The following is a 26,484-nucleotide window of genomic DNA, read 5'->3' as shown; positions in this document are numbered from 1 at the left end:
ATACCAAGTCTCCGTAGTTCTGTCCATTACGATTCAATTTTAGGCACGCGAGAGAGCCTGCCCCGTTGATCTGGGTCAAGCGCTGCAGACCGTCACCACGCGGCCATAGAACCGAACTGAACGGCGCGTCGTGCGGAGTTTCAAGGTACTTTTGTCGGAAGACCCTACCTCCCGACGCGGGCCAGCGGAACATCGCATTGAATACGGGCAGCGCGCAGCCGGTTGAGGGGCCGACAGCCCCGGGAATGGTCGCCACCCCTGCGAGTTGCGCGGGCGCATGGGCCCGACCCAGTGCTCGCGCTGCCAATCTGCGGACGCTTATTGACTCCGTTGCGCCAGAAGAGCAGACACGCCGCGGAGCAGTATCCCCACATCGAGGCCATGCTGATCAGACCGGAGGTGGCAGATATACAAACCCCTGATTGATAGGATTGATCGCCGCGACCCATCTGACTCATCCTGTACAGGCGACGTCATCTTGCTGCGTTCTGCCTAACGATGCGTTCATGGCACCTGCCGCAAGCGGTTCCACGCCGTATCTGTGACGAGGGGCCGCTGCGCAGGCCGGCGCCGTGCCGCCCTGGCGGGCCAGGTGACCTCGGCCGCTAGACCTGCGGGAAATGCTGGCGCGCGCACTCGCGGATTCGGTCCATATGGCGTGCAGCTTTGGCCGGTGGCAACGACGGGCCGATTTCGTCGAAGTGCACGTGCTCGAGAACTTCGAATCCCGCGCTGCGGAAAATGTGTGTGTCCTGCAGCACATGCACTGCATTCCATCTGCCGCGTTCGACGAGCGCTGGCAGCGGCGCGCCCGAGCAAGTGACGAGCACCGCGTGTTTTCCGGTCAGCAGCCCTCGCACGTTGCCGTTTTCGGCTTCGTAAGCGAAACCACGCGCGAACACGCGGTCGATAAAGCCCTTCAGGATCGCCGGCATGGACAGCCACCACAATGGATAAAACACTGTCAGAACGTCGGCCGCGCGAATATCGTCCTGAGCCTGGGCGACGTCGGGACGCACCGCTACACCAGTCGGCGCGGATCTCATCTCGTGCGCACTCAATACCGGGTTGAACTCCATGCGGTAAAGGTCGCATGTCAGCCTGGAATGCCCAAGCCGGTTCAGTTCATCAGCGTAGGCATGTGCAAGGCCCATCGTGAAGCTGTGTTCATCAGGATGCGCAACAACTAGCAAGTGCTGCATGATATCTCCCGCTGCTGGAATCGCGACCTATGCAGTGGACCTCCAAGGAAGGTACCGAGGCCGCACTGGTTCAAGGATTCGTGGATGCGATGTGCGCCGACGCTTTCAACTGCGCTCAAGTCCACCGGCCTATGTCGCTATCTGGCAGGGCCGCCTGCTTGGATTCGCGCGTGCTTTCGAGGTAGAAGACAGGCACAGTGTGAAGCTTGCGCCGCTGTGCACAGCCAGCCGTGAATGCGGATTAGTGCATGATCAGAATCGTCCGCTTCGACTGCGTCTTCAGCTTGATTCAGGTCAAGCCGGAAGCGATTCGGGGAAACGCTGGAACGGCTCGGGCCCGCGTTCGTCAAGTTCGGTCAGCGCCTGAGTCTGTGGCGCGACTTGCTCCCGGAGAGCTAAATCGCAATTCTGCGTTCCACCAGTCGAATCGCGCTGCTCTCAGTGCTCAACTCAAGCCGAATCGCCGGACAAGCCACGTCTTGGTCACATGCGTCAGCACGGCATAACCTAGAAGAATCAGAAGAAGTCCGGCCCAGTAAGTCGGAGGTAATGGAGTAAAGCCCAGGAAGGTGCCGAGCGACGTGAAGGGTATCGCAACTCCAACGGTAGCAATGATGAGACTCGTCGTGATCAACGCCCCGCTCGCTCGACTTTCCACGAACGGCAACTTCGCGGTACGGATAATGTGAATGATCAGCGTCTGGGTGAGAAGCGATTCGACAAACCAGCCGGTCTGGAACAAGGAAGGTTTGTCCCACGCACCGAAGACGTAAAGCATCATGAAGTACGTGACGTAGTCGAAAATGGAGCTGATCGGTCCGATCAGAAGCATGAATTTCATAATGTTGCTGATGTCCCATCGCCGAGGCACGCGCAAATATTCTTCATCGACATTGTCGCTAGGAATGGCAGTCTGCGAAAAGTCGTACAGCAGGTTGTTGGTGAGCACCTGGATCGGCGCCATCGGCAGGAACGGAAGGATAATGCTTGCGCCAAGCACGCTGAACATGTTGCCAAAATTCGAGCTGGCGCCCATTTTGATGTACTTGGTGATGTTACCGAACACCTTCCGGCCTTCAAGTACCCCTTCACCGAGTACGGCGAGGCTCTTCTCTAGCAGAATGATATCGGCTGACTCCTTCGCGATGTCGACCGCGCTGTCCACCGAAACGCCCACGTCCGCTACTTTGAGCGCTGGTCCGTCATTGATGCCGTCCCCCATGAAACCGACAACATGCCCCTGCCGATGCAAGGCATCGACAATCGAGGCCTTTTGCGAGGGCGAGACTTTGGCGAAGACGGAAGCGGTCTCTGCGAGATCGGCCAACTGGGCCGGCGATAGTCGTTCCAGTTCCTTGCCAAGCACGAGCCGGTCCACCGGAAGCCCGACCTCATGGCAAATGTGGCGGGCAACAATGTCGTTATCCCCGGTTAGAATTTTCACCTGCACGCCGCAGGCCTTCAATGCATCAATTGCCGCCGCGGCTGTCTCCTTCGGTGGGTCAAGAAACGCAATGTAGCCGAGGAGCGTCAGATCCGCCTCATCGCCGACCGAATAGGCCGCCTGCTCCGGTGGCATCTCTTTGTAGGCGACCGCGATGACTCGAAACCCATCTGCATTGAGCGAAGCAGTGGTCGACTTCGCTGCGGTGAAATGGCTTTCGTCAAGCGTGCCCGTCTCGCCGTTGATGACGTAACGGGTGCAAACGGAGAAGATTTCCTCGACCGCGCCCTTGCAGATCAAGATATGCGCACCGTCCTCCCGGGCGAGAACGACAGACATCCGGCGCCGCTCGAAATCGAACGGCATCTCGTCGATTTTGGTGAACCGTTCATGTGCTTTGAGATACTCATGAAGCTCGACGTGCTTTAGCACGGCAACATCGAGCAGGTTCTTCAGGCCTGACTGGTGCGTGCTGTTCAGATAAGCATATTCGAGGACCTGGTCCGATTCGTCGCCGCGAAGGTCGAGATGACGCTTCAGGATGATGCGGTCCTGTGTAAGGGTACCCGTCTTGTCGGTACAAAGAACATCCATTGCACCGAAATTCTGAATCGCGTTGAGGCGCTTCACGATGACTTTCTTGCGCGACATCGCGATGGCACCTTTGGCGAGATTGACCGTCACGATCATCGGCAACATTTCGGGCGTGAGCCCTACCGCCACAGCAACCGCAAAAAGCAGCGCCTCGAACCAATTGCCCTTAGTCAGGCCGTTAGTGACGAATACCAGGGGCACCATTACCAGGATGAAACCGATCATCAGCCAGGTGAACCGCGTAATGCCCTTGTCGAAGCTTGTCTGTATGCGTTGTGCGGCAATCATGTCAGCGACGCGGCCAAAAGCTGTCCGCCCTCCTGTGAGCACAACGACGCCGCAGCCGATGCCGCTCACGACAGCACTGCCCATGAAGCAGATGTTCTGCAGGTCGAAGTGTGTCTCAGTTGACGTGGTGCAGGCATGCGCGACCTTCTCAAGCGGCATTGCCTCGCCGGTCAGCGCCGATTGATTCACGAAGAGATCTCTCGCCGAGATCAGCCGTAGATCTGCTGGAATCATATCGCCGGCTGACAACAGGACCACGTCGCCAGGAACGATCTGATCGATTGGAATGTCGACATCGTCCGCTTCAGCACCCGATGTGCGTCGGCGCACAGTGGCGGTCGTACGCACCATCTGGCGCAATGCGTCAGCGGCTTTGTTCGAGCGATGCTCCTGCAGAAAGCCGAGTGAAACACTTAAGATAACCATCACCGCGATCATGATCGCCGCGCGTGGATCGCCGAGAAAGTACGACGCAGAGGCCAGCGACAGAAGCAGCAGGTTTAGAGGGTTAATCGATCGCTTTGCGAGTTCACCCAGGACCGTGTGGCGTACCTCGTGAGCCACCTCGTTGGGACCGGTTGTAGTCAGCCGTTGCGCTACCTCGTCGATAGCGAGACCGCGCCCCGTGCTGTGAAGCCGCTGGAGCGCTTCATCAGGCGAAATCCGCGCGAACTCCCCGAGTGTTTCGCTGCTTGCGCTCGACATGTGCCCGCCTGCCGCCGGCGACCGTCTCAGCCAGCTCAGGAGTGGGATCGCGGCACGCGCGCCATATTTGTCGTCGAAAAGGATCATGGACTGGTCATGCGAAGTCGAACACCTCTGAACATTGGAGGCGGCGGTAGAGGCGGTAGAACCGGTAGAAGCGGGGCAGATCCGGCGCCCAGACTTCAGGCAACTACAGACGTTATAGGCAGTTCAGCGGATACTGGCGCGCGCGAGTCGCGGCACACTTGATGGGTATCAATAAAAGCGCCAGCATTACCGCTGGCAGGGACAGTCATATGCGCAGCCGGACGCCAACCGCTGCGACGGAACAGTGCAGCGCTCTGTTCCGACCGCGCTGTATCGCGTGGCCGATCACTCAATCTGGGTGGAAGCGGCCTGAGCCCGCGAACCGTCGGCGAACGCTTCTTCAAATGCGGTAATGAAGTTCTCAAGACGACTGCGCGGAAGCCGACTGATGCCGGCCGCCGTCTCCCGTCCGCCGCCACTGCCGAAGCGTCTGCACAGACCGTCGGCGCCACGAGGGTTCGTCAGCGGCGCACGCACGCTCACAACGTAATCGCCCTCGATGCCCACGCTTAGCACCGCGTGGGCACGGGCGGGAAAACTCGTCGCCAGAAAGTTGCTGAAAACACCGCGCACCCGCCGTGCCCATGGCTCGTTCGGTAGCACGTAAAGTGCTCCGCACGAGAGAGCAGTTTCGGGCGATAGCCTCTGTGCCCGCTCCATGTCCCGGTGTCGCGCGTCATGCAGCGCCTGTGCAATCGGCTCGTTCGCCACGAAATCGGATGGATCGGAATAAACTTGCAATGTTTTGTAAAGGGCGCCAGGGGAAATCAACAAATCCGCCTCAGTGTCCCCGTAGGCGTTGTAATTGATCGACTCGCCCAGTTCCCGCAACTGTTCGATTTGCTCCGGCTGGAGCATTCGGCTTTCGGCAAGCTTGTTTGCAGCAAGCGAGAGGTTGTCGCCAAAGGCACCGACGATAGCCCAGAGTCGATGTTGTCCGCCGATGTGACGGTCCACCAGCAAGCTGGTGCAGACCGCGGACGTCGTGTCGATTTCCGCCCTCAGGTTGGGATACTCAGGAATTGCGCCAGAGAAGTGATGATCGAAGTACTCCACTTCGACGCCGAGCCGAAGCAACGCAAGCAACGGGGCCCGGTTGGAGTCGAGGGAGATGTCCAGCACCGTCAGGGATACGTCGGATCTGACCGGAACGCGGGCAAGCAACTCCACCTCGCGCTTGACACCTGTGATCAACAACGACCTCAATGGCTTCGTCAATCGCAATTGATGCAATGCGCAGATTCCGTCGGCGTCGCCGTTGAATACGTCGAAATGTTCCATGCTTCACCGTACCATGAAGGAGCATCGCCGAATCATGACGTGGATGACCTTATCGGCGCCCGGCCCGTCTCCCGTACCGGCAGTGAACCCGCCTCGCGAATGTCAGCTGCACCAATAGCGGTGATTGCATCAGCCCGCCACCAGATCGGCAGCGGGTTCGAGCGATGCACCCGCTATCGCTCCATCTATCGCCGCCTGCAACATATCGTGGTCCAGCACTTCCCGCTCGAGCAGTAGCCGGGCAATGCGCTCGAGCGTCGCACGCTGATCAGTGAGTGTTGTGACGACGCGTGCATGCGCGTCGTCCAGCATTTGCCGGATCTCTTCGTCCACGAGACGCGCAGTTTCGTCGCTATAGGATGAACCGCGCCAGTGATCGAAACCCTGCGAGCTCATCTGCCCGGACGGCTCGCCGACGGTCGCGAGCCCGATGCGCTCGCTCATCCCATATCGCGTCACCATGTGACGCGCCATGGCCGTGGCGCGCTCGAGATCATTTTCCGCACCCGTCGATACATCGTCAAAAATCAGTTCTTCCGCGACACGACCACCAAGTAGCGCATCAAGCCGGTCAAGTAGTTCACTATGCCGCAACACGTACCGATCTTCGGTGGGGACCTGTTGGGTATAACCGAGCGCCGCGACGCCGCGTGGGATGATCGATACCTTCCTGACGGGATCGCAATGCTCGCGGCTGTGCGCCACAAGGGCATGGCCTGCCTCGTGATACGCGATCGTGATCTTTTCCCGCGCGTTCATCACGCGGCTTTTCCGCTCCATTCCTGTCATCGCACGGTCGATGGCCTCGTCGAAGTCGGACATTTCAACCGCTGCCTTGTCGGCTTCAGCCGCGTGCAGCGCCGCCTCGTTGACCACATTGGCAAGATCCGCACCGACAAAGCCCGGTGTGCGCGACGCCAGCTCGTTCAGATCAACGTCGGCGGCGATTGTCACAAGGCGGGTGTGCACCGCGAGAATCTGGCGCCGCCCATTCAGATCCGGGCGGTCGATCGCAATGTGGCGGTCGAAGCGGCCTGGCCGTAACAGCGCTGGATCAAGCGTTTCCGGACGATTTGTCGCCGCCATGATGATGACCCCGGAATTCGACTTGAAGCCATCCATCTCGATAAGCAACTGGTTGAGCGTCTGCTCCCTCTCGTCATTGCCCGACATCAGACCGGCGCCGCGGACCTTGCCGAGCGCGTCCAGTTCGTCGATGAACACAATGCAGGGAGCCTCGGCCTGTGCCTGCTCGAACAGGTCTCGCACGCGGGCGGCGCCCACGCCGACGAACATCTCGACAAAAGCCGCGCCGCTCACCGAAAAAAACGGCACACCGGCCTCACCGGCCACGGCTTTCGCAAGCAGCGTCTTGCCGGTTCCGGGCGCACCGACGATCAACACGCCCTTGGGAATCTTCCCGCCAAGCCTGCGATAACGCTCGGCGTCGCGCAGAAAGGCAACGATCTGCCGCAGCTCCGCCGTGGCTTCGTCGATTCCGGCAATATCGTCGAAGGTAATGCCTGTTTCGTCCTGCACGAGAACGTGCGCATTGGTCTTGCCCATCTTCGTGTACTGCTGCAGGCCGCCTGAGCGCCTCAACACCAGGTTCCACACGAAGACGAGTGCGACGAGCGGTATTGCCCACGAAAGCAGCATGCCCGGCCAGGCGCTGTCGACGTCGCCCGTATAGCGAATGCCGGCCGCGAAAAGTGAATCCGCGAGACGGTCGTCGGCAACGCGAGTCGTCGTGAAGCGCCACGGCTCGCCGCGCGTCTTTGCGGCTGCCGCATCGGACGCCGGCAAGAACGACGCGGCGCCCGGCATCCTCAGCGTGCCGCGAATCCGCGTAGGCGTCACTTCCAGGTTGTCCACCTGTTTCTCGGCGACGAGCTGCTTGAAATCGCTGTAGGCAACTTCCGTGGTCGAGTCCTGAAGGGACATGAATTGCAGCGCGGCCAGCATCAAGAAAACCAGCGCAAAAGCGATCCCGGACAGTTCGGACCAGCGAGCGGGTTTGTGCGGCTGGCGCGAAGAACGCTGGACGGGCATCATGATTTCCCGACGACCAGGAGAAGCGGCATATCCGCCAACAGTGCCACCGCGGCTCCCACGCTGCCGTAGCGCCACACGGCTTGCGTGGCCGTACCGTGCGTGCCCATTACCAACAGGTCGGCGCCCCACTCTCTCGCGGCCTGCACGATCGCGTGCGCCAGGTTATCGCTGTCACGCGCGGCGGCGAGAACGATAGTCCCGGCGTCGGTCGGGTGTGTTCTCTCCGCGTCGAACGATAGATACGCTCGTCGCAACTGCGCGTGTTCGCCCGCTATTCGCCGGGCCTCTGTAACAGCGCAAAGTGCGCTCGCACTGTCGTCGCTTGCAACGAATATGCGACGCGGCGGCACATGATACCGACGCGACTCATCGATCGGCACGAACAGCACATTGCAGGCGGCAGCCTGCGCGAGATGTGCAATGGAGCGGTCGTCGCAAAGCACGAGATCGGCGCCCCAGCGGTGCGCCATTTCGCCGATCGACTGCGCCGCGTTTGCACCGGCCGCCGGTTGCAGTGCGTACGCTGCGCCAGCATCGACGCCGCGCGCAAGCAGCGCGCAGCGCACGGCGTCGGCAGTCGCGATGTCCGGCCCGCAGACGCCGCCCCCGCCTTGCCCTGCGCCATGGGTCCTCGATGCGGCATCCGGCAGCATAGCGATCACGGCAACGGCATCGGGCATTGCCCAGGCGTCAGCGTATTCGACGCTCATGACCGGCAACGCACCGCCGTCCCGGATCACGACGAGCAACCGGCGATAGCAACCGCGCGTCGCAGGCCTTTGCGGGCCCGGACTGGTTTCTCGCACATCGCGCTGCACTTCCGCGGATTTCATCGTGCCCTCCTGTTGACGAACCGGATACCTCAAGGATCGACGATGGGGCGGCGCCCGGCTTGATGTCGATCAATAGCTGGCCATCTGCACGAACCTATGCGCGCTGACCGTGCCGAGGTGCTCCGTTGATTCACGTCAAGCCGGCAAAAAGCCGCGTACCCATCGCAACTGAAGGCGGCGCCGGCGGAAACACGTCCCATGCGCCGACACCGTGCCGAAAGAACACAATGCTCAATGGCGCCGTCGATACCTGACCTTCCAGACAGACGTAGCGCACGCCGGTGCGGCCTAGACGGCCGACCTGAGTGATGTGGGCCGGGACCGACGGCGTCGGCGCAAGCCATTTATCAACAAGCGCTCTGAGAGAAATATCATTGCCGTTCATCTCGTGCTCCTCGGTCAGTCCTCAGCGGTGGCTGAACGTCGTTCAGCGGTCGTGATGACTACAGTATTGGGAGCACCGCCACTGAAATTAAATCAGCGGCGCTTGAATCGCTTGTAGTCATGGAGGTTGCACGGTAGGAATTTTCTTACGTGCGTCTGCCGCCGTTGTGCTCGCAGTTCCTCGCTCATCGCGTGGGACGAGGCGAACGGCATGAGTGGGCGCTGCGCGCCGACGGGACGAGCGACGACGAAAATCGCGGCCGGCGCCGCGACTTTGACCAGCCGATCTCTGGAAGTCACTTCGTCGCAAAGGTGATGGCCGGAATCGACAACTCGAAGTGGCGAGTGGCGCTCATCCGGCCTTTCGAAGTCGTGGTGGTCACGGCAGACGTCGATCCGGAATATCGCTATCCCATCCATTGCATGCGGGACGACAGTATGGTGTGGCCGCTTACGTGCGCACCCGAGATTGATGAGACCCGGCCGGCTTCGCGCCTTGGATTTCAATCACGCGGATAGCGCGCCTAACCCTGTGACGAACCTGCGTCATACGCGTAAATTCAAGCCACGGCCAGTTGGTCGACCACCCACCGAACTCCCTTCGTGGCCCACGCCACGCCGCAGGCAACGCGCTTGTCAAGCAATGAGTCGACTACTCCAGTCAGCCTGACGACTCCATCGCGCACGTCGACGGAAACCCCCGCTTGTTCGTGCTGCGAACGCCGCCGCAATGCATCGGCGATCTCCTTGCTGATATCCGCAGCGAGCGGATCAACTCGCACCTCGATCTGATTGGCCACGCCAACCACGCCACGCATCCGGGCGACAAGCGTCTCAGCCATTTGACGCTGAAATCCGTACTCGACCTCCCCCGTTATCGTGACGCAACCACGTTCCACCATCACGCGAATGGCATTGGCGGGCAGGCCTTCCTGCCATTGCAGCGCCGATACAATGGCCGCGGCAAGATCCTCGTCGCTGTGTCTCAATGGGGACGGCGCACGGATCACAACGTCGAGCACAACTGCGCGCGCGCCACTGACCCTCTGGACCGCCTTCTGGACCGCGAGTTTTTGCGCACAACTTTCCACGGAGCCCTCGAGGGTAACGATGCGGTTGCACACGGTAGCGGTAACGTTCCTTGCATCGAGTGCCGGGTCCCACAGCAGCTCCTGGTCCACATCGCGCTTGAGTTCCTCGTCTGATTTCATCGGTATCTCCTGCGGCCGTGACGGACCGCGAATGGTCCTTCTGACACTGCGCAACGCGCGTGGCTAATGCCAAGCGCCCGAACAGTCGATGCTAGAACCTTAGTCCGCGCGGCCGACATCCGATTGACGCAAATCAAGCGCAAACCATGCGCGCAGGCGAATAGCGGGAACGCAGCGGTGGGACCCTACATCATCCGTCGATTACTCGGCATGCAAGGCGGGAACGCGCGGGTCTTCGGCTTTTTGCAGCGCTGCATCGCGGCCCGGCAGCGGCACCATGGACGAGGGGTCCATGACGTCTGGAGCCGGCGCTGGCGCAGTCTCCGCCGGTGGAGACTGCGCTGGAGTCACGGCTGAACCGACAAGGAAGCCCGCCGAAGTAAGGAAAATCGCGGCCAATAACACGAATGCCATGATGGATGCCTCGCAGATTATCGTCAGCAACAGCCAGCACCAGTAGCACCAGCAACCGATTTCGCAGAGCTCTCCCGTCATCCGCGCGCGCCGGGGACGCGACCCGCCATCGTTAGCAGTTGCCCGTGCTGTTAGCCTAACTGCGCGGCTTCCTTGTCAATTGACGTAGAACAAAGGAATTTCGCCACCAGAAACGAAGTGCATGTTTCGACACCCGTTTCGGCGTACTTTCATAGGACAGGTCCGGTGCGACGATCGGTGGAAGCTTGTGCCTCATGACGCGCCCGCGCCTGCCGCTCGAGGCTGCGAGTTATACGCCGCGATCTTCACCGCCAAGGCAAAAGCTACCCGCCATGCGATTGGGGAAATGTCGCGCGATGGCAATCCGATGTTCGTTGCGCGTCGTTGCCCATCGTTGCCTCAGACGTTCGGCCATCCGCCAGCAGCGCCCAGATCGAACTGCTCTGTCGCGGCACGAGACGAAGATAGGCGGCAAACTCGCGCCCTGACCGGAACGTCTTTGCCTGACGGCGCGACTGCCGAACCAGCAATGTCGCATGATCAGAGCGCGACACTGCGGCGCCGGACGGGCCGATAACGCGGGAGGCGACCATTCCATCTAGATAGCCGCCGCTGCGGGTGACGAGAGTTTCGACCTGCTGATGATGTGGCGCGAGACGCGACGTGTGACCAGATCGCCGACCATCCAGCACGAACGCGTCCATCGAGAGAACAAGCATTTGCGCATCACGGGTCTCGCCCGTGGATCACCCTATCGTGCCGGCATGGTCCGAGCATGTCTGGCGACGAACGCCGCGCCTAGAATGCGGTTCCCGTCGCCATCTCGAAGATGAAGTCTTTGAGCAGGACCTTGGCTTCGTCGGTGCGCGCGCCGAACTCGGCACCGACCAGCACGCCGTCTTTTTTGCGCCTGACGTTTCTGGCGACGCAATTCCATAGGACAGCGTGCATCTTGCCATCTGTCGGCAAACGCAATGCGAGCTTGAAGTGCTCCCCGGGCACCAATGTGGCATCGCGCAATGACAATTGAAGACCATCGATGCTGACGTTGACGACAGTCGCATCGTATCCCGCGGCGGCGACATCGTTGCGAATGACGCGGGCGGCCACCCTGGTTTCGACGCGACGATGGCGCCTCACCCTGTGTTTGACCACCTTCTCCGGATGCGCGAGCACTACGAGATCGGTGGGAGCCGCGTGCCGTGCGGTCACCCGTGTGCCGAACGTATACACGTCTCGCCCGAATATCATTTTTGCCTGGACGATGACCCCGGGTTGCAGCAGCTCATCATCCTCTGGCGCTGTCACGATCAGCGCACTTCCCCTGACGGTGCCGACATACGCAGTTTGCACCGAGTGTCTGTCCGCGCCCTCCACTGTGAGTTGCAAGCAATCCAGTGCCTGCGCCAGTGCGGGAAAGTCCACGGTGATTGCAGTAGCGGCGCTCGGCGCTGGACGATGGTTCGCGCTGGAAATCAGTATGCTGCGCGCAGAACCGCTCCCGTTTCGTGCCCCCGACCCGCTGTCGTCGCGATATGCACCGACATCGAAAAGGCGCTCAAGCTGCGCCTCAGAACTGATGCAGCAGCCCCGGTTCAGAAGCAGTCTGCCATTAGCCGTGTAAATCGAAAATCTGATGGGTGCACCCAGTTGTACGTCCCCTCTGCAGACTTGGACAAAGGCCATGGTGATCGACGGTATGAGTTGGACAAGTGGACTTCGCGCCGTTGCTTCGCGGCGGCTCGAATCATCGCGAGTCACCGGACTGTATCGCGGCACTTGAATCACAAACGTGCGCCAACGCTCTTCCGTCACACAAATTTCACGGACCCCGCTCCCTTTCCGAAGTCGATGCGCCCGGCCGCCCGCAATGATGTTTTCCGGGCTTGATGGAGCACAAAAGTTGCGGTACAGGGCCGCACCTGCTCCGTGCCCGTTCACCGCAACCCTAAATCCTGCCACTCAAAAGACACTTCGCTGGCGGCAGGCGGCTAGGATGAACTTCCGCCTGCCAGCGTGGCCAACGTCGATCGGGAAGGAGCAAAGAAGGTCGTACCGGTATGTGCCGTGGAGAAGTCCAGAAGCCTGTCGTATGCGCCCGCCGGTTCGCCAACGAACATCCGCTGCAGCATCTTCTCGATCACCCACAAATGCCGGGTGTATCCGATGAAGTAGGTGCCAAACTCGCCGTGGCCGGCGCGACCGAAAGGCATGTTGTCGCGCAAGATATCGTGCTCGTTGCCATCCTCATCGACGATGGTAGCCAGCGTCTTGTGCGACTTGCGTGGGGCATCGTCGTCATCGAGTTCGATATTGTCGATCTTGGTTCGGCCGACGATTTTCTCCTGCAAGTCGGTCGAGGTTTCGCCCCAAGCCGCAAGATCGTGCAGATATTTCTGCACCACGACGTAGCTACCACCAGCAAAGTCGGAATCTTCCTCGCCGACGAGCGCGAACTGACCGATCTCGTGTCCGACCGGGTTGGCAGTGCCGTCCACGAAGCCAAGCAGGTCACGAGCATCGAAGTATCTGAAACCCGAAACCTCGTCGATCATCGTCACCGCCGACCCGAGGGTTCGGAGCAGGATTCGCTCGAACTCAAAGCAGAAATCTGGCCGTTCGGCACGAATGTGAAAGAGGAGATCGCCTGGCGTAGCCGGCGCCTTGTGCCGCGTTCCTTCAATCGCGGCGAACGGCTTCAGTTCGCGAGGCTTCGTGGGCGCACCCATGCGATCCCACAGCGCGCTACCGATCCCGGCGATGCACGACAACCGGGCGGAGAGGTCGCGAAATCCTACGGATTTCACGAGGTCGTCGATCCCACCGAGCAAATCGCGAACCTTGGCGAGGGCGTCGGCCCCCTCGTTCACGCCGACCACGAGAAAGATCGCGGCCTGCGAAAGCGGTGCCTCGATACTCTGGGCGTCGATTGGCACCCGATCCCAAGCTTGTCCTGTCATATTCACTCCGTTGTTGTGACGCCGCAGCCGTGTCGACCACGGCCTGCGTGCTTCTAACCCTCTACCCCAGAAAGCAGACCATCCGACGCAATGGATCGCGATTCGAGCTTTACCCGCGGGACGCTCAAACGCAGACGTCCGGCGCGGCAATATAGCGCTGGCAGACGATCTAAAGCGGCCGCGTTTGCCATTGCGTGTATTGGGCGAACCCTAGAGGTTAGCGAAATCGCCGTCAAGTAGGACGGTCGGTGGCCCTTAAGGCGGCCTGCCGGCTTGCGCCGAACATTTCCTTACACCAGCTTCCATATTCAAACAAAGCGTGAACGCACGAACGCCCTTCGCGCTGCACTGAAAACCCCATGCATGCCCCATGCAACGTGCATTTGCACGCCCACGGGTGCCATGCAAAGCGGCGTCTTTCACGCGCGGGTTGTAACGGCTCCGTAAAACATGATCTTTCGTGGATGGGTAACTTCCCCACTGACACGCGGCGTCGCAGTTCCGCTTGCAGGCCGCAGCGCCGCGTGACCGTAGATCCATTGAAGGAGAAAGTATGAAAAAGCTGTTGGCAATCGCGGCGCTGGCCACCCTGAGCGCAACCCTGAGCGGATGTTGGTGGGGGCCGCCTCCGGGCTGGGGCGGCGGTCCCGGTGGCGGTGGCCCCGGCGGCGGCCATGGCGACGGTCCGCATGGCGCGATCGTGGTCCCGGGACATGTCGCGCAGGGCTGACGCGAACCGGCGCACAGTGTGAGTCGAAGAAGGACGGTCAGAAGCATGACCGCCCTTTTTGCGTCAGGCGGTGAAAATCATCGACACGACGAACCCGCCGTCGGCTGCATTGTCCGCATGAAAGACGCCGCCGTTGTATCGCACGAGTCGCCGCACGATCGCTAGACCGAGGCCGCAATGTGCGTCGCCGCTGCGGGCTTCGTCCAGTCGTACGAACGGTTGCAATGCGCGCTCCAGTTGCCCGCCCGGAATGCCGCCGCCGTGATCGCGAACCGTCAGCGTGTAGTGTCCGTTGTGCCGCGACGTCGAGATCTCGACCGGCGGTTCGCCGTACGTCAGCGCGTTCTCGATCAGATTAGTGAGTATCCGGTCGAGATCGACGAGCGGCAAGCCAAAGCCGTCGCCCGCCTGGAGGTCGAGGCGCACCAATGCGTCGTCGTCGAGACTATCGCCGTAATGGCGACGGCAATGCGCATTCACGCTCGTGGGCGGCGACCTGTCCGCGCTTTCGCGCGCGAAATCGAGAAACTGCGTGACGATGCGCGACAACGACTCCGCGTCGCGCAGAAAGCCGCTGCGGTTTGCTTCGTCCGGCAGCAAATCCGCGCGCACCTGCATCCGTGTGATGGGCGCACGCAAGTCGTGCGCGACGCCTGCGAGCATCACCGCCCTCTCCTGTTCGGCCCGTGCAAGCTCATGCACCATCCGGTTGAAATCGTCGATGAGTCCCTTCACTTCGCGCGGACCGCTCGCCGGCACGACCGGCGCGCGGTGCCCCAGACGAAACTCGCGCGCCGCAATCGCGAGGCGATGCAACGGCCGTTGCAAATGCCATGCACCGATCAGCGCAAGGATTACAGCGAACATCAGCATCATCGCGGACGCGCTGATAAAACGGCGCGCGGGCAGCATCGAACTCTCGAGTTTGAGCCAGCCTGCGTTGCCGGCATAACGCACCCAGACATTGCCGCTCTCCGGGTCCGCGACCACTGTGCTGCCTGGCGGCAGCTTCGCGCGCAACGCGTTCTGGAACGGGCCGGTCGTGTCCTGGCAAGGCGCGGGGCAGCCATACGGGATCGCATCGTCTGCGTTGATAACCGACACGCCGAGCGCCGCCGAGACCTGCGAAGCGGTAACCGCGCCGTCGCGCTGCGACTGAACGGCAAGCAGCAGCGCGCGCTGCGCGTGCCCCGTATCGATCTGGCCACGATCCCGGTCCACAAGCACGAGCGACGTGAGATGGACAATGACGATCAGACCGACCGTCATCAACGCGAGCTGGCCGAACAGCGTGTTAAAGGGATTTTTCATCGTCGCTGCTGCCGGGCACGAACATATAACCGATGCCGCGTACGGTCTGGATGCGTCTCGGGTTGGCGGGGTCGTCTTCGAGCAGCCGGCGCAGTCGCCACACGGGCACGTCGATACCGCGCTCGGTCACTTCAGAGTGCGGGCCATGCAACAGGTCGACGAGTTTCGATCGCGACAGCGTTTGCATAGGATGTTTCGCGAGCACTTCGAGCAACGCATATTCGCTGCCGGTCAGCTTGAGCGGCTCGTCCTTGCGAAACAGCGTACGGCTCGCAAAGTCGAGACGAAAGCTGCCGAAGCGCAGCGCTTCGCGCTTCTCCAGCGGCGCGGTGGCCGGCGCTGCCGGTTGTGCGTGCCGCCGCAGCACCGCATGAATGCGCGCGAGCAATTCCTGCGGCATGAAGGGCTTGCCGAGGTAATCGTCGGCGCCAAGCTCCAGACCGATCACCCGGTCTACGCCCTCCGCGCGGGCCGTCAGCATGATCACGGGGATCGTGTCGCCGCTCGCGCGTAGCTGCCGCAACGCGCTGAGGCCGTCCACGCCCGGCATCATCAGATCGAGCACGACGATGGACGGCCGTTCCCGTTCCAGCCGGCGCGCCAGCTGGTTGGCGTCGTGCAATACCGAGATTTCAATGCCGCGTTGCTGAAAGAAGGTTCGCAGCAGGTCGCGAAGGTCGGCGTCGTCGTCGACCAGTAACACCTGGATGGGCGTGTCTGACATGGCTGGGCCCTGCTCGATGATTACGTTCGCGGGCAGCGCAGCGCGCTCGCCCGTCGTAGCGAATATATCGAATCGCGCAACGTAGGCGGTTTCGGATTCTTCTGCAAGCTTACAGTCTATTACTGCGCCGCTCGCCATTTCCCCGCCACGCGTCCTCAAGCGACCGTTTGTGCGCGTTGCGTTACGGCTCGTAATGCTTGCCTAAGCCACCGTAAGACGTCTCTCATTACTCTCTGGCCCATCCGTTGCCGCTGGTGCGGCGTTGCGTGGGCTCCTATCGAACCGGCGACGCATGCCAGACGGTCCTTTGTCGAATTCAGTCGAAGGATGCCCAGAGCATGCCAACATTGTTCCACCCGTATGCATCGGTGGTGCGCGCACCCCGCTTCGCGCTTCTTGCCGCGACGCTTGTCGCCGCCACGCTGATGCTGGCGGCTTGCGGCGACAACGCGCCGCACGGTCCGCCGGAAACGACACCCGAGGTCGGTGTCGAAACCATCAAGCCCCATACCGTCGTCTCTAACACCGAACTGTCGGGCCGGCTGTCGGCCATTCGTGTCGCCGAAGTCAGACCGCAGGTCGAAGGCATCATCAGAAAGCGCCTGTTCACCGAGGGTTCGCAGGTCGCGGCCGGAGCAGTGCTTTATCAGATCGACGCAACCAGCTATCAGGCCACCTACGATCAGGCGATCGGCACGCTGGCAAAAGCTGTCGCAACCGCGAACGCCGCGCAAACCAAAGCCACGCGCTACGCCGAGCTATCGAAGATCCAGGGGGTGAGCCGTCAGGACTACGACGACGCCGTGGCCGCGCTCGAAGAGGCCAAGGCCGACGTGCTTGCAGACCGCGCCGCATTGAAAACCGCTGCGATCAACCTTGGCTACACCAAGGTCGTCGCGCCCATCTCGGGGCGCATCGGCAAATCGAATGTGACCGAAGGCGCGCTTGTCACCGCGGAACAAACCACTGCGCTCGCCACCGTGCAGGCGACGAGCGAGATGTATCTCGACGTCACGCGTTCTGCCGCCGACTGGCTGCGTTTGCAGAAGGAATTCGCGAGCGGCCAGTTGCAGCCGTCGGGCGCCGACGGCGCCGTAGTCCATCTCGTGATGGAAGACGGCAGCGCCTACTCACACGCGGGCAAGCTGCTGTTCTCCGACATCACCGTCGACGCTACGACCGGCTCCGTCACGCTGCGCTGCGTGTTTCCGAACCCGGACGCCGTGCTGCTGCCCGGCATGTTCGTGCGCGCGCGGCTCGAGGAAGGCGTGAACCACCAGGCGATCACGGTGCCGCAAATCGCGGTCTCGCGTGCGTCCGACGGTTCGGCCAGCGTGCTCACGGTCGGCGCGGACAACAAGGTCGCGCAAACGCCCGTTACCGCGGATACCGCGTCGGGCTCGGACTGGATCGTCACGGACGGCCTGAAGGCAGGCGACCGCGTAATCGTGAGCGGCTCGCAGCAGGCGCGCACCGGCGCGGTCGTGAAGCCGGTCGAGATGCCGGCGGCGCCCGGCGCGCCCGCCACCGCAGAGAGCGCAGCCGCCGCGTCCGCCGCCCACAGCTAAAGCGAGAATCTCATGGCAGGTTTCTTTATCAACCGACCGATCCTCGCGTGGGTTATCGCCATTGTCATCATGATGATTGGCGGCGCTTCCATCGAGACACTACCGGTCGAGCAATATCCGAGCGTTGCGCCGGCTTCCGTGCAGATCACGGCGACGTATCCGGGTGCGTCCGCGGAAACCGTCGCGACGACCGTAACGCAGGTGATCGAGCAGAAACTGAGCGGCATCGACCATCTGCTCTATATGTCGTCGACGAGCAGTTCGGTCGGTCAGGCGCGCATCACGTTGACGTTCCAGCAAGGCACCAACGCAGACATCGCGCAGGTCCAGGTGCAGAACAAGGTCGAGCAAGCGACCTCGTCGCTGCCCGAGACCGTCCAGGAGCAAGGCGTTCAGGTCGCAAAGGCGGCCAACTCGTTCCTGATGATCGTGTCGCTCTCGTCGAGCGACAACAGCATGAGTTCCATCGACCTCGGCAACGTCATCGCGACGCAGATCGAAGACCCGCTCACGCAGATCGACGGCGTCGGCGACGTCACGCTCTTCGGCGCGCAGCACGCCATGCGCATCTGGCTCGATCCGGTGAAACTGCAGGCAGTCGGCCTCGCCACCAGCGACGTCACCACAGCAATCACAAATCAGAACGTGCAGCTTTCCGTCGGCCAGATCGGCGGCTCGCCGTCGACTAAAACGCAGGCACTGAACGCGACGATTTCCGCGTCCAGCCTGCTGACCACGCCTGAGCAATTCGGCGCGATCCTGCTGCGCGTGAATAGCGACGGTTCGAAGGTGATGTTGAAGGACGTCGCGCGTATCGAGGTCGGCGCCGACGACTACAGCACCGACTCGCGTCTGAACGGCAAGCCCGCCGCATCGCTCGCGGTCAAGCTCGCAAGCGGCGCGAACGCCATGAGCGTGGCCAAGGCTGTGCGCGCGAAGCTCAACGAATTGAGTCCGCAACTGCCGCGCAATGTCGTCGTCGACTACCCGTACGACACCACGCCGTTCGTGCGCATCTCGATTGAAGAAGTGGTCAAGACGCTGATCGAAGCGGTGCTGCTTGTCTTCGTCGTGATGTACATGTTCCTGCAGAATCTGCGCGCCACACTGATTCCGACGATCGTGGTGCCCGTCGCCCTGCTCGGCACGTTTGGGGTCATGTCGGCGGTGGGCTTCTCGATCAACGTGTTGTCCATGTTCGGCATGGTGCTGGCAATCGGCTTGCTGGTGGACGACGCGATTGTGGTAGTGGAAAACGTCGAGCGCTTGATCGCGGATGAAGGTCTCTCGCCTATCGAAGCCACGCGCCGTGCAATGGAGCAGATCACCGGCGCGCTGATCGGCATCACGACCGTGCTGATCGCCGTGTTCATTCCGATGGCGTTCTTCTCCGGAACGACGGGCGCGATTTACCGGCAGTTCTCGATCACGATCGTTGCGGCGATGCTGCTCTCCGTGTTTCTTGCGTTGACGCTCACGCCCGCGCTGTGCGCGACGCTGCTCAAGCGCTCCGACGTCGAGCATCACCCGAAGCGCGGCTTGCTCGGCTGGTTCAACCGCGTGCTCTCGCGCGGCACGGACCGCTACGATTCGGCGGTCGCGCACGTAATCGGCAAGCCGATGCGCTACATGGCGATTTACGTGTTGATCGCGGGGGTAGTCGCGCTGCTGTTCATGAAGCTGCCGTCGTCGTATCTGCCTGACGAAGACCAGGGAACCATCATCACGTCGGTCTCCGCACCGGTCGGCACGCCCGCCTCGCAGACGCTGGAAGTGGTGAAGAAGGTCGAGGACTACTATCGCAGCCAGCCAGAAGTGGACCAGCTCATTACGCTGACGGGCTTCAGTTTCAACGGCTCGGGACAGAACAATGCGCTCGCCTTCGTCAAGTTGAAGGACTGGAGCGCGCGGCGCGGTAGCAACGGGTCGGCGGCTGCGGTGATACAGCGCGCGAACATGCACTTCGCCGCGTCGCACGAGGCGCAGATTTTCGCGGTCAATCCGCCGGCCATTCAGGAACTCGGCACGCAGAGCGGCCTCGACTTCGAACTGGAGGACCGCGCGGGCCAGGGCCACGACAAGCTGATGGCCGCGCGCCAGCAATTGATGGCGCTCGCGGCCAAAGACAGCGCGTTGTCCGGGATGCGGCCAGGCGGTCTGGAAGACACGCCGCAGTTCCATGTCGACATCGACCGTGAAAAAGCGAGTGCGCTCGGGCTTTCCATTGCCGATGTGAACGACACGCTGCAGACGGCGTTTGGCTCGTCGTACGTGAACAACTATGTCGATACCGGGCGCATCCAGAAGGTGTACGTGCAGGCCGATGCCCCGTACAGGATGATGCCGTCCGACGTGGGACGCTGGTATGTGAAATCGGGCACGACGAGCAGCGCGTCTGGCAGCACATCCAGCAGCAGTTCCGCAAGCAGCACCACAAGCAGCACCAGCATCAGCACGACCAGCGGCTATGACGGCCAGATGGCGCCGTTCTCAGCATTTGCGACGGGCAAGTGGACGTTCGGCCCGCCGCAGATCGAACGCTTCAACCGCACGCTTGCGATGGAAATGACGGCTCAGACCGGCGTAAATGCCAGCACCGGGGAGGCGATGGCGGCCGTGGATGCGCTCGTGAAAAAACTGCCGGCGGGCTATGGCATCGACTGGACGGGGCAGTCATATCAGGAGCGCATGGCCGGTTCGCAGGCTATCTACCTGTATGCGATTTCGTTGATCGTCGTGTTCCTCTGTCTTGCGGGCTTGTATGAAAGCTGGTCCATTCCGATCGCGGTGATTCTCGTGGTGCCGCTCGGCGTGCTGGGCGCGGTGCTCGGCGCGCATATCCGCGGCCTGTCGGACGACATCTATTTCAAGGTCGGTCTTCTCGCGACGATCGGGCTCTCCACGAAAAACGCAATTCTGATCGTCGAATTCGCAAAAGACCTGCAAGCGCAAGGTCGCAGCCTGATCGAGGCGACCATCGAAGCTGCGCGTTTGCGTCTGCGTCCGATTCTGATGACGTCGCTCGCCTTCGTGTTCGGCGTGTTGCCGCTTGTCATCAGCACGGGCGCCGGGTCGGCGAGCCGGCATGCGATCGGCACCGGTGTGATGGGCGGCATGATCGCCGCCACGGTTCTCGCGATCTTTTTCGTCCCCGTGTTCTTTGTGGTCGTGCGCCGTGTGTTCGGCGAGCACGGCGACGCCAGGCAACAGGAAGGTGTTGAATGATGAAACTCAAAGTCGGTGTATGCGCGGTCGCATGCGTGGCCGCATTCGCGCTCGCGCTGCTGACGGGCTGCACGCTCGATCCGCACTACGTTCGGCCCGCCGCGCCTGTTCCGGCAGCCTATCCGGAAGGCGACGGATATGAGAGCACGACCGCGGCGAAAGCCTCGGCCGATGCGGGCACGAGCGCATCTCTAACGGAGTCTGCAACGACGGCGAACACGGCACCGCTCGCGGTCGACACCGCATGGCGCAGATTCTTCCGCGACGAGCGTCTGCAACGATTGATCGAAATCGCGCTCGCCAACAATCGGGATCTGCGCGTCGCGGCGCTGAATGTCGCCGAATACGAAGCCCAATACCGGATCACGCGCGCTGCCCTTGCGCCGTCCATCACGGCAAGCGGCAACATGACTCGCGAGCGCACGCAAGGAGCGATTGCAAGTTCGAGCGATGTCAGCGTCGGCACGACGTCATGGGAAATCGATTTCTTTGGACGCCTGCGCAGCTTGAAGCGCCAGGCGCTGGAAAACTACCTCGCAACAGATGCATCGCGGCAAAGCACGCAAATCAGCTTGATCGCGACGGTCGCGACCGACTATCTGACGTTACTCGCGGACGAGCGTCTGCTGCAATTGACAGAAGACACCGTCAAGTCGGATCAGGCCACCTACGACGTCACGAAGCGCGTGCAGGAACTCGGCAACGCATCGCTCCTCGACGTGCAGCAGGCGCAGAACTCGCTCGCGAGCGCAAAGGCGAATCTCGCGTCGTACCGGCGCGCTGTCGCGCAAGACCGCAACAACCTCACGGCCGTGCTCGGCGCGCCGATTCCCGACAACCTGCCTCCCGCGCGGCAGTTCGACGACGAGTCAATGTTCGCAGACATCGGTGCAGGCGTTCCGTCGCTGCTGCTCACCCGTCGGCCGGACATCGTGCAGGCAGAGCATGCGTTGAAGGCGGCGAACGCGAACATTGGTGCGGCGCGCGCCGCGTTCTTCCCGAAGATCGAACTGACGGCGACGGCAGGTACGTCGAGTTCGACGCTGTCGAATCTGTTCAAGGCTGGCACCGGCGCGTGGGCGTTCGCGCCGAGCGTATCGGTGCCTATCTTCGATTACGGCAGCAACAAGGCATCGCTCGATGTCGCCAGAATCGAAAAGCAGATCGAGGTCGCCGACTACGAAAGCGCCATCCAGACGGCGTTTAAAGAGGTGTCGAATGCGCTGACGGCGCGGGCTACTTATGTGGATCAGATCAAGGCGGACCGCGAGTACGTGGCTTCGGCGCAGAACTACTACACGCTTGCGGAGGCGCGCTACAAGACAGGTACGGACAGCTTCCTCACCTTCCTCGACGCGCAGCGCACGCTCTACGCTGCGCAGCAACAACTCGCCACCGATATTCTCTCGCGGCAGTCGAATCTCGTGACGTTATACAAGGTGTTGGGCGGTGGCTGGGAGGGCTGACCCCGCGCATGTGCACGGCTGGCCGCCAGCAGAAAGCCTGGACGGGTTTTCAGGGCGGTAACTTTCGCTGAAACGGAACCGACATACACAGGAATTGCATAACATAACCACGACGCCGTCGTTCCGTTCGGATTGCCCCGCCTTCATAGAAACGCGCTTTACGCTGGCGATGTTCGAAAAGCCGGACGAGCCGCCAACACAAGCGCGCTGGAACTTCAAAATGCACGACGGCTCATGACAACCTCGTCCATTTGTTCGAGTCGAAGCGTCGTCCCATATAACCAGTCGTTTCGCTTGACGACGATTCAGACTTTAAAACAACTCACCGTCAGCAAACACCACGGCTGAATCCAATCGCTAAAAGCATGATCTCGCGCAAATGCGTCGGACCAAAGTCTTATTGTTTCTCCATGTGAACTCCCCCACATTGGTACAGAAAGCCGCGAGTCGGCAATCGGGACAATGTGCGCCATGAGCAGGTCTTGTACTGCATCCGTAACTGGCGCAGAGATCGGATCATTACCTCCCCAATTAATGGAGGTGCACGATGAGCACAGAGATCGGCACGTTCGGCGTTCACTCCGAAGCAGGCAGATTGCGCAAAGTGATGGTGTGTTCGCCCGGCCTCGCGCACCAGCGCCTGACTCCGAGCAATTGCGATGATTTACTGTTCGACGACGTCATCTGGGTAAGCCAGGCGAAACGTGATCATTTCGACTTCGTCACGAAGATGAGAGAGCGCGGCGTCGATGTCGTCGAGATGCACAACCTGTTGACTGAGACGGTCCGCAGCCCCGAAGCTTTGAAATGGCTGCTCGACCGGAAGATCCGCACGGACACCGTAGGTGTGGGCCTCGCTGGCGAAGTGCGCCAATGGCTAGAATCGCTTGAACCCCGTAAGCTGGCTGAGTTTCTCATTGGTGGCGTAGCCGCCGAGGACATGCCGGAGACCGGCGAAGGCGACGCACTCAGAATGTTCCGCCAGTATCTCGGCTACTCGAGTTTCGTACTCGCTCCATTGCCTAACACACTGTTCACACGCGACACCACATGCTGGATTTACGGCGGTGTCTCGCTAAACCCAATGCATTGGCCTGCGCGTCGTCAGGAAACACTACTGACCACGGCGATCTACAAATTCCATCCAGACTTCGCAGGCGGGGACTATCAGGTCTGGTATGGCGATCCTGACAAGGACCATGGCTTCGCAACGCTTGAAGGCGGAGACGTCATGCCAATCGGCAATCGCACTCTGCTTGTCGGCATGGGAGAGCGCACGACACGGCAGGCCATCGGCGAACTGTCGCTCGCACTGTTCGCGAAGGGTGCAGTCGACCGCGTCATCGTTGCAGGCATGCCAAAATCGCGCGCCGCGATGCATCTCGATACCGTTTTCAGCTTTTGCGACCGTGACCTTGTCACGATCTTCCCCGATGTCGTCCGGCAGATCGTCGCCTTCTCGATACGTGCAGAGGAAGCGACAGCGTCGTCAATCAAGGTTCATCGAGAAGAAAAGCCCTTCCTGGACGTCGTCGCTGAAGCCCTCGGACTCCAGAAGCTGCGTGTCGTCGAGACCGGCGGCAACACTTTCGCGGCCGAGCGGGAACAGTGGGACGACGGCAACAACGTGGTCTGCATTTCGCCCGGTGTCGTGGTTGGCTACGACCGGAACACCTATACGAATACCCTGCTTCGCAAGGCCGGAGTGGAAGTAATCACCATTACAGCGGGCGAACTCGGACGTGGTCGTGGAGGCGGTCATTGCATGACGTGTCCGATCAGTCGCGATCCTATCGACTAGCAGACAGGTCCCTATCGCCCTGCTCACCTACCTCGCTCCCATTCACCGACATGGAGAAGCATCATGGCCTTCAATTTGCGCAACAGAAGCCTGCTGAGTCTGCTGCACCACTCGACCCGTGAATTGCGCTACTTACTCGACTTGTCGAGAGATCTGAAACGTGCGAAGTACACTGGGACCGAACAGCAGCATCTGAAAGGCGTCAACATCGCACTGATCTTCGAAAAGACGTCCACACGTACACGGTGCGCATTCGAAGTCGCCGCCTACGATCAGGGTGCGAACGTAACCTATATCGATCCAAATTCTTCGCAGATCGGCCATAAGGAAAGCATGAAGGATACCGCGCGCGTTCTCGGCCGGATGTATGACGCGATTGAATACCGCGGCTTCAAGCAGGAAATCGTCGAAGAGCTGGCGCGGTTCGCGGGCGTTCCTGTCTTCAACGGTTTAACGGATGAGTATCACCCGACCCAGATGCTCGCTGACGTCCTCACGATGCGGGAAAACACCGACAAGCCGCTCACGTCGATAAGCTACGCCTACCTGGGCGACGCCCGTAACAATATGGGGAACTCGCTGTTGATGATCGGCGCGAAGTTCGGCATGGACGTGAGAATCGCCGCCCCGCGATCACTATGGCCCGCCGATGAGCATGTGGCGCTGTGCCGCCAGTTCGGCGACGAGACAGGCGCGAGAATAACGCTTACCGAAGATCCGAAGGCGGCCGTCAAGGGCGTCGACTTCGTACACACGGATGTCTGGGTCTCGATGGGAGAGCCCGTGGAAGCATGGGGCGAACGCGTGAAGGCGCTGCTGCCCTATCAGGTCAACATGGAGTTGATGAAGGCCACAGAAAACCCGCAGGCCAAGTTCATGCATTGTCTTCCAGCTTTCCATAACAGCGAGACGAAGGTCGGCAAGCAGATCGCCGCGCAATACCCCGCTTTGGCCAATGGCGTCGAAGTAACGGAAGAAGTTTTCGAGTCGCCGCTGAATATCGCGTTCGAGCAGGCCGAGAACCGGATGCATACAATCAAGGCAATTCTCGTCTCGACCCTCGCAGATTTGTGATGCGCTCGCGCAAAACCGAGCGAAGCATGGGCAACGCGAGTTGCATCGAAAAGACGATCTACAACGCAGCTTGCGAGGTAAGCGATCATGCGAATAGTCATTGCATTAGGCGGTAATGCGTTATTGCGCCGTGGCGAGCCGATGACCGCGGAGAACCAGCGCGCCAACGTTCGGATCGCAACCGAACAGATCGCGCAGATCGTCGCACAGAACGAGATAGTCATCGCTCACGGCAATGGGCCACAAGTGGGCCTGCTTGCGCTGCAAGGCGCGGCCTATCGCGAGGTCGATACGTATCCGCTCGACGTGCTCGGTGCGCAGACCGAAGGCATGATCGGCTATCTGATCGAACAGGAGCTCGGCAATCTTCTTCCTTATGAAATTCCGTTCGCAACGCTCCTGACTCAGGTTGAAGTGGATCGCAACGATCCTGCATTTCAGCGTCCCACGAAGCCGATCGGGCCGGTTTATACGAAAGAGGAAGCTGAAAAGCTCGCGGCAGAGCGTAACTGGAGCATCGCACCGGATGGCGACAGGTTTCGCCGGGTCGTCGCCAGTCCGCGTCCGAAGCACATCTTCGAAATCCGGCCGATCAAATGGCTTCTGGAACGCGGGACCATCGTCATCTGCGCGGGCGGCGGCGGAATTCCTACCGTGTACGACGACGACCACAAGCTCAACGGCGTTGAAGCCGTGATCGACAAGGATCTCTGTTCAGCGCTGCTTGCAGAAGAACTCGACGCGGACATGCTGATCATTGCGACCGATGTCGACGCCGCTTACATCGACTGGGATAAACCCAGTAGAAAAGCAATCTCGCGCGCAAATCCGGACGATCTCGATCAGCTCGGCTTTGCAGCCGGATCAATGGGGCCAAAGATCATGGCAGCGGCCGAATTCGCCAGGAATACCGGTCGCGACGCGGTGATCGGCGCGCTGCCTGACATTGTCGCGATTACCCGCCGTCAGGCGGGAACGCTGATCAGCACCGCTCAAAAGGGAATCGAGTATTACGAGTGAGCTTACGGGGCTGAGCGACAGCCCCGCGCGCACGTCGCGTGTACACGCGAATTCAAGCCTCGCACCTGGAGACGTACGGTTCACCT

At 61.0% G+C, this 26,484-nt stretch carries 20 protein-coding genes; 8 read left to right on the top strand and 12 right to left on the bottom strand.

From position 1 onward, the window contains the following. Positions 1-605: 605 nt before the first annotated feature. The 6 genes from OH764_RS07950 to OH764_RS07925 all read right to left on the bottom strand — a co-directional run bounded on the left by OH764_RS07950 (position 606) and on the right by OH764_RS07925 (position 8,874). Entirely contained in the window at positions 606-1,202 is a 597-nt protein-coding gene (locus OH764_RS07950) for an NAD(P)H-dependent oxidoreductase (RefSeq protein WP_498848650.1), read from the bottom strand. Positions 1,203-1,647: 445 nt separating this feature from the next. After that, a complete protein-coding gene (mgtA, locus tag OH764_RS07945) occupies positions 1,648-4,320 on the bottom strand; it encodes an HAD family hydrolase (RefSeq protein WP_498848649.1) in 2,673 nt (890 codons plus the stop codon). A 285-nt stretch (positions 4,321-4,605) separates the two neighbouring features. After that, a complete protein-coding gene (locus tag OH764_RS07940; RefSeq protein ID WP_498848648.1) occupies positions 4,606-5,601 on the bottom strand; it encodes a DHH family phosphoesterase in 996 nt (331 codons plus the stop codon). Positions 5,602-5,730: 129 nt separating this feature from the next. Beyond that, on the bottom strand, positions 5,731-7,653 hold the full coding sequence (gene ftsH, locus OH764_RS07935) for an ATP-dependent zinc metalloprotease FtsH (protein WP_498848778.1): 1,923 nt from the start codon (positions 7,651-7,653) through the stop codon (positions 5,731-5,733). Beyond that, positions 7,653-8,489, bottom strand: coding sequence for a universal stress protein (locus OH764_RS07930; RefSeq protein WP_498848647.1), 837 nt, complete (start codon positions 8,487-8,489; stop codon positions 7,653-7,655). The genes ftsH and OH764_RS07930 overlap by 1 nt, the downstream gene beginning before the upstream one ends. Before the next feature lie 130 nt (positions 8,490-8,619). Continuing rightward, positions 8,620-8,874: a hypothetical protein gene (locus OH764_RS07925; RefSeq protein WP_498848646.1), complete on the bottom strand. Its 255-nt coding sequence runs from the start codon at positions 8,872-8,874 to the stop codon at positions 8,620-8,622. A gap of 149 nt (positions 8,875-9,023) precedes the next feature. Between OH764_RS07925 and OH764_RS07920 the strand changes: the two genes are divergently transcribed. Beyond that, the gene (locus OH764_RS07920; protein ID WP_498848645.1) at positions 9,024-9,392 is read left to right on the top strand and encodes a hypothetical protein; all 369 of its coding nucleotides are present in this window, start codon (positions 9,024-9,026) and stop codon (positions 9,390-9,392) included. 41 nt (positions 9,393-9,433) lie between these two features. Here the strand turns inward: OH764_RS07920 and OH764_RS07915 are convergent, their stop codons facing one another. The 4 genes from OH764_RS07915 to OH764_RS07900 form a co-directional block, all read right to left on the bottom strand. After that, on the bottom strand, positions 9,434-10,084 hold the full coding sequence (locus OH764_RS07915) for a BON domain-containing protein (protein WP_498848644.1): 651 nt from the start codon (positions 10,082-10,084) through the stop codon (positions 9,434-9,436). Between the two features lie 758 nt (positions 10,085-10,842). After that, positions 10,843-11,238: a hypothetical protein gene (locus OH764_RS07910; protein WP_498848860.1), complete on the bottom strand. Its 396-nt coding sequence runs from the start codon at positions 11,236-11,238 to the stop codon at positions 10,843-10,845. Positions 11,239-11,317: 79 nt separating this feature from the next. Further along, positions 11,318-11,944: a PilZ domain-containing protein gene (locus OH764_RS07905; RefSeq protein WP_498848643.1), complete on the bottom strand. Its 627-nt coding sequence runs from the start codon at positions 11,942-11,944 to the stop codon at positions 11,318-11,320. A gap of 566 nt (positions 11,945-12,510) precedes the next feature. After that, entirely contained in the window at positions 12,511-13,479 is a 969-nt protein-coding gene (locus tag OH764_RS07900) for a Dyp-type peroxidase (protein ID WP_498848777.1), read from the bottom strand. A gap of 553 nt (positions 13,480-14,032) precedes the next feature. Between OH764_RS07900 and OH764_RS07895 the strand changes: the two genes are divergently transcribed. Further along, positions 14,033-14,209 (top strand): hypothetical protein, encoded by a 177-nt coding sequence (locus OH764_RS07895; protein ID WP_498848642.1) that lies wholly within the window; start codon positions 14,033-14,035, stop codon positions 14,207-14,209. 63 nt (positions 14,210-14,272) lie between these two features. Here the strand turns inward: OH764_RS07895 and OH764_RS07890 are convergent, their stop codons facing one another. Both OH764_RS07890 and OH764_RS07885 read right to left on the bottom strand, forming a co-directional pair. Next, complete coding sequence (locus OH764_RS07890) at positions 14,273-15,520, bottom strand: two-component system sensor histidine kinase family protein (protein WP_498848641.1); 1,248 nt, start codon at positions 15,518-15,520, stop codon at positions 14,273-14,275. Next, positions 15,504-16,244: a response regulator transcription factor family protein gene (locus OH764_RS07885; RefSeq protein ID WP_498848640.1), complete on the bottom strand. Its 741-nt coding sequence runs from the start codon at positions 16,242-16,244 to the stop codon at positions 15,504-15,506. The genes OH764_RS07890 and OH764_RS07885 overlap by 17 nt, the downstream gene beginning before the upstream one ends. Before the next feature lie 338 nt (positions 16,245-16,582). Between OH764_RS07885 and OH764_RS07880 the strand changes: the two genes are divergently transcribed. From OH764_RS07880 to arcC, 6 genes are all read left to right on the top strand, one after another. Next, entirely contained in the window at positions 16,583-17,812 is a 1,230-nt protein-coding gene (locus OH764_RS07880) for an efflux RND transporter periplasmic adaptor subunit (RefSeq protein ID WP_498848639.1), read from the top strand. 12 nt (positions 17,813-17,824) lie between these two features. Then, entirely contained in the window at positions 17,825-21,037 is a 3,213-nt protein-coding gene (locus OH764_RS07875; RefSeq protein WP_498848638.1) for an efflux RND transporter permease subunit, read from the top strand. Further along, the gene (locus OH764_RS07870; RefSeq protein ID WP_498848637.1) at positions 21,034-22,503 is read left to right on the top strand and encodes an outer membrane factor lipoprotein domain-containing protein; all 1,470 of its coding nucleotides are present in this window, start codon (positions 21,034-21,036) and stop codon (positions 22,501-22,503) included. Before OH764_RS07875 ends, OH764_RS07870 begins: the two co-directional genes overlap by 4 nt. Before the next feature lie 547 nt (positions 22,504-23,050). Next, positions 23,051-24,304, top strand: a complete 1,254-nt coding sequence (arcA, locus tag OH764_RS07865; RefSeq protein ID WP_498848636.1) for an arginine deiminase — start codon at positions 23,051-23,053, stop codon at positions 24,302-24,304. A 63-nt stretch (positions 24,305-24,367) separates the two neighbouring features. Then, positions 24,368-25,378, top strand: coding sequence for a Rossmann-fold NAD(P)-binding domain-containing protein (locus OH764_RS07860; protein ID WP_498848635.1), 1,011 nt, complete (start codon positions 24,368-24,370; stop codon positions 25,376-25,378). Between the two features lie 87 nt (positions 25,379-25,465). Next, positions 25,466-26,398 carry a carbamate kinase gene (gene arcC, locus OH764_RS07855; RefSeq protein ID WP_498848634.1) on the top strand — a complete coding sequence of 311 codons (933 nt, stop codon included), beginning with the start codon at positions 25,466-25,468 and terminating at the stop codon, positions 26,396-26,398. The last annotated feature ends 86 nt before the right edge of the window (positions 26,399-26,484 follow it).

The organism is Burkholderia sp. M6-3 (assembly GCF_050858985.1).
GTDB classification, from domain to species: Bacteria; Pseudomonadota; Gammaproteobacteria; order Burkholderiales; family Burkholderiaceae; genus Paraburkholderia; species Paraburkholderia caledonica.
Note: the sequence above shows the minus strand (reverse complement) of the source record. Positions and strands in the feature narration are given on the sequence as shown.

What these genes read in the sequence shown, in the direction of transcription:
- OH764_RS07950 (WP_498848650.1), bottom strand. Translation starts at nt 1,202, where the DNA reads ATGCAGCACTTGCTAGTTGTTGCGCATCCTGATGAACACAGCTTCACG.
- mgtA (WP_498848649.1), bottom strand. Translation starts at nt 4,320, where the DNA reads ATGATCCTTTTCGACGACAAATATGGCGCGCGTGCCGCGATCCCACTC.
- OH764_RS07940 (WP_498848648.1), bottom strand. Translation starts at nt 5,601, where the DNA reads ATGGAACATTTCGACGTATTCAACGGCGACGCCGACGGAATCTGCGCA.
- ftsH (WP_498848778.1), bottom strand. Translation starts at nt 7,653, where the DNA reads ATGCCCGTCCAGCGTTCTTCGCGCCAGCCGCACAAACCCGCTCGCTGG.
- OH764_RS07930 (WP_498848647.1), bottom strand. Translation starts at nt 8,489, where the DNA reads ATGAAATCCGCGGAAGTGCAGCGCGATGTGCGAGAAACCAGTCCGGGC.
- OH764_RS07925 (WP_498848646.1), bottom strand. Translation starts at nt 8,874, where the DNA reads ATGAACGGCAATGATATTTCTCTCAGAGCGCTTGTTGATAAATGGCTT.
- OH764_RS07915 (WP_498848644.1), bottom strand. Translation starts at nt 10,084, where the DNA reads ATGAAATCAGACGAGGAACTCAAGCGCGATGTGGACCAGGAGCTGCTG.
- OH764_RS07910 (WP_498848860.1), bottom strand. Translation starts at nt 11,238, where the DNA reads ATGCTTGTTCTCTCGATGGACGCGTTCGTGCTGGATGGTCGGCGATCT.
- OH764_RS07900 (WP_498848777.1), bottom strand. Translation starts at nt 13,479, where the DNA reads ATGACAGGACAAGCTTGGGATCGGGTGCCAATCGACGCCCAGAGTATC.
- OH764_RS07895 (WP_498848642.1), top strand. Translation starts at nt 14,033, where the DNA reads ATGAAAAAGCTGTTGGCAATCGCGGCGCTGGCCACCCTGAGCGCAACC.
- OH764_RS07890 (WP_498848641.1), bottom strand. Translation starts at nt 15,520, where the DNA reads ATGAAAAATCCCTTTAACACGCTGTTCGGCCAGCTCGCGTTGATGACG.
- OH764_RS07885 (WP_498848640.1), bottom strand. Translation starts at nt 16,244, where the DNA reads ATGTCAGACACGCCCATCCAGGTGTTACTGGTCGACGACGACGCCGAC.
- OH764_RS07880 (WP_498848639.1), top strand. Translation starts at nt 16,583, where the DNA reads ATGCCAACATTGTTCCACCCGTATGCATCGGTGGTGCGCGCACCCCGC.
- OH764_RS07875 (WP_498848638.1), top strand. Translation starts at nt 17,825, where the DNA reads ATGGCAGGTTTCTTTATCAACCGACCGATCCTCGCGTGGGTTATCGCC.
- OH764_RS07870 (WP_498848637.1), top strand. Translation starts at nt 21,034, where the DNA reads ATGATGAAACTCAAAGTCGGTGTATGCGCGGTCGCATGCGTGGCCGCA.
- arcA (WP_498848636.1), top strand. Translation starts at nt 23,051, where the DNA reads ATGAGCACAGAGATCGGCACGTTCGGCGTTCACTCCGAAGCAGGCAGA.
- OH764_RS07860 (WP_498848635.1), top strand. Translation starts at nt 24,368, where the DNA reads ATGGCCTTCAATTTGCGCAACAGAAGCCTGCTGAGTCTGCTGCACCAC.
- arcC (WP_498848634.1), top strand. Translation starts at nt 25,466, where the DNA reads ATGCGAATAGTCATTGCATTAGGCGGTAATGCGTTATTGCGCCGTGGC.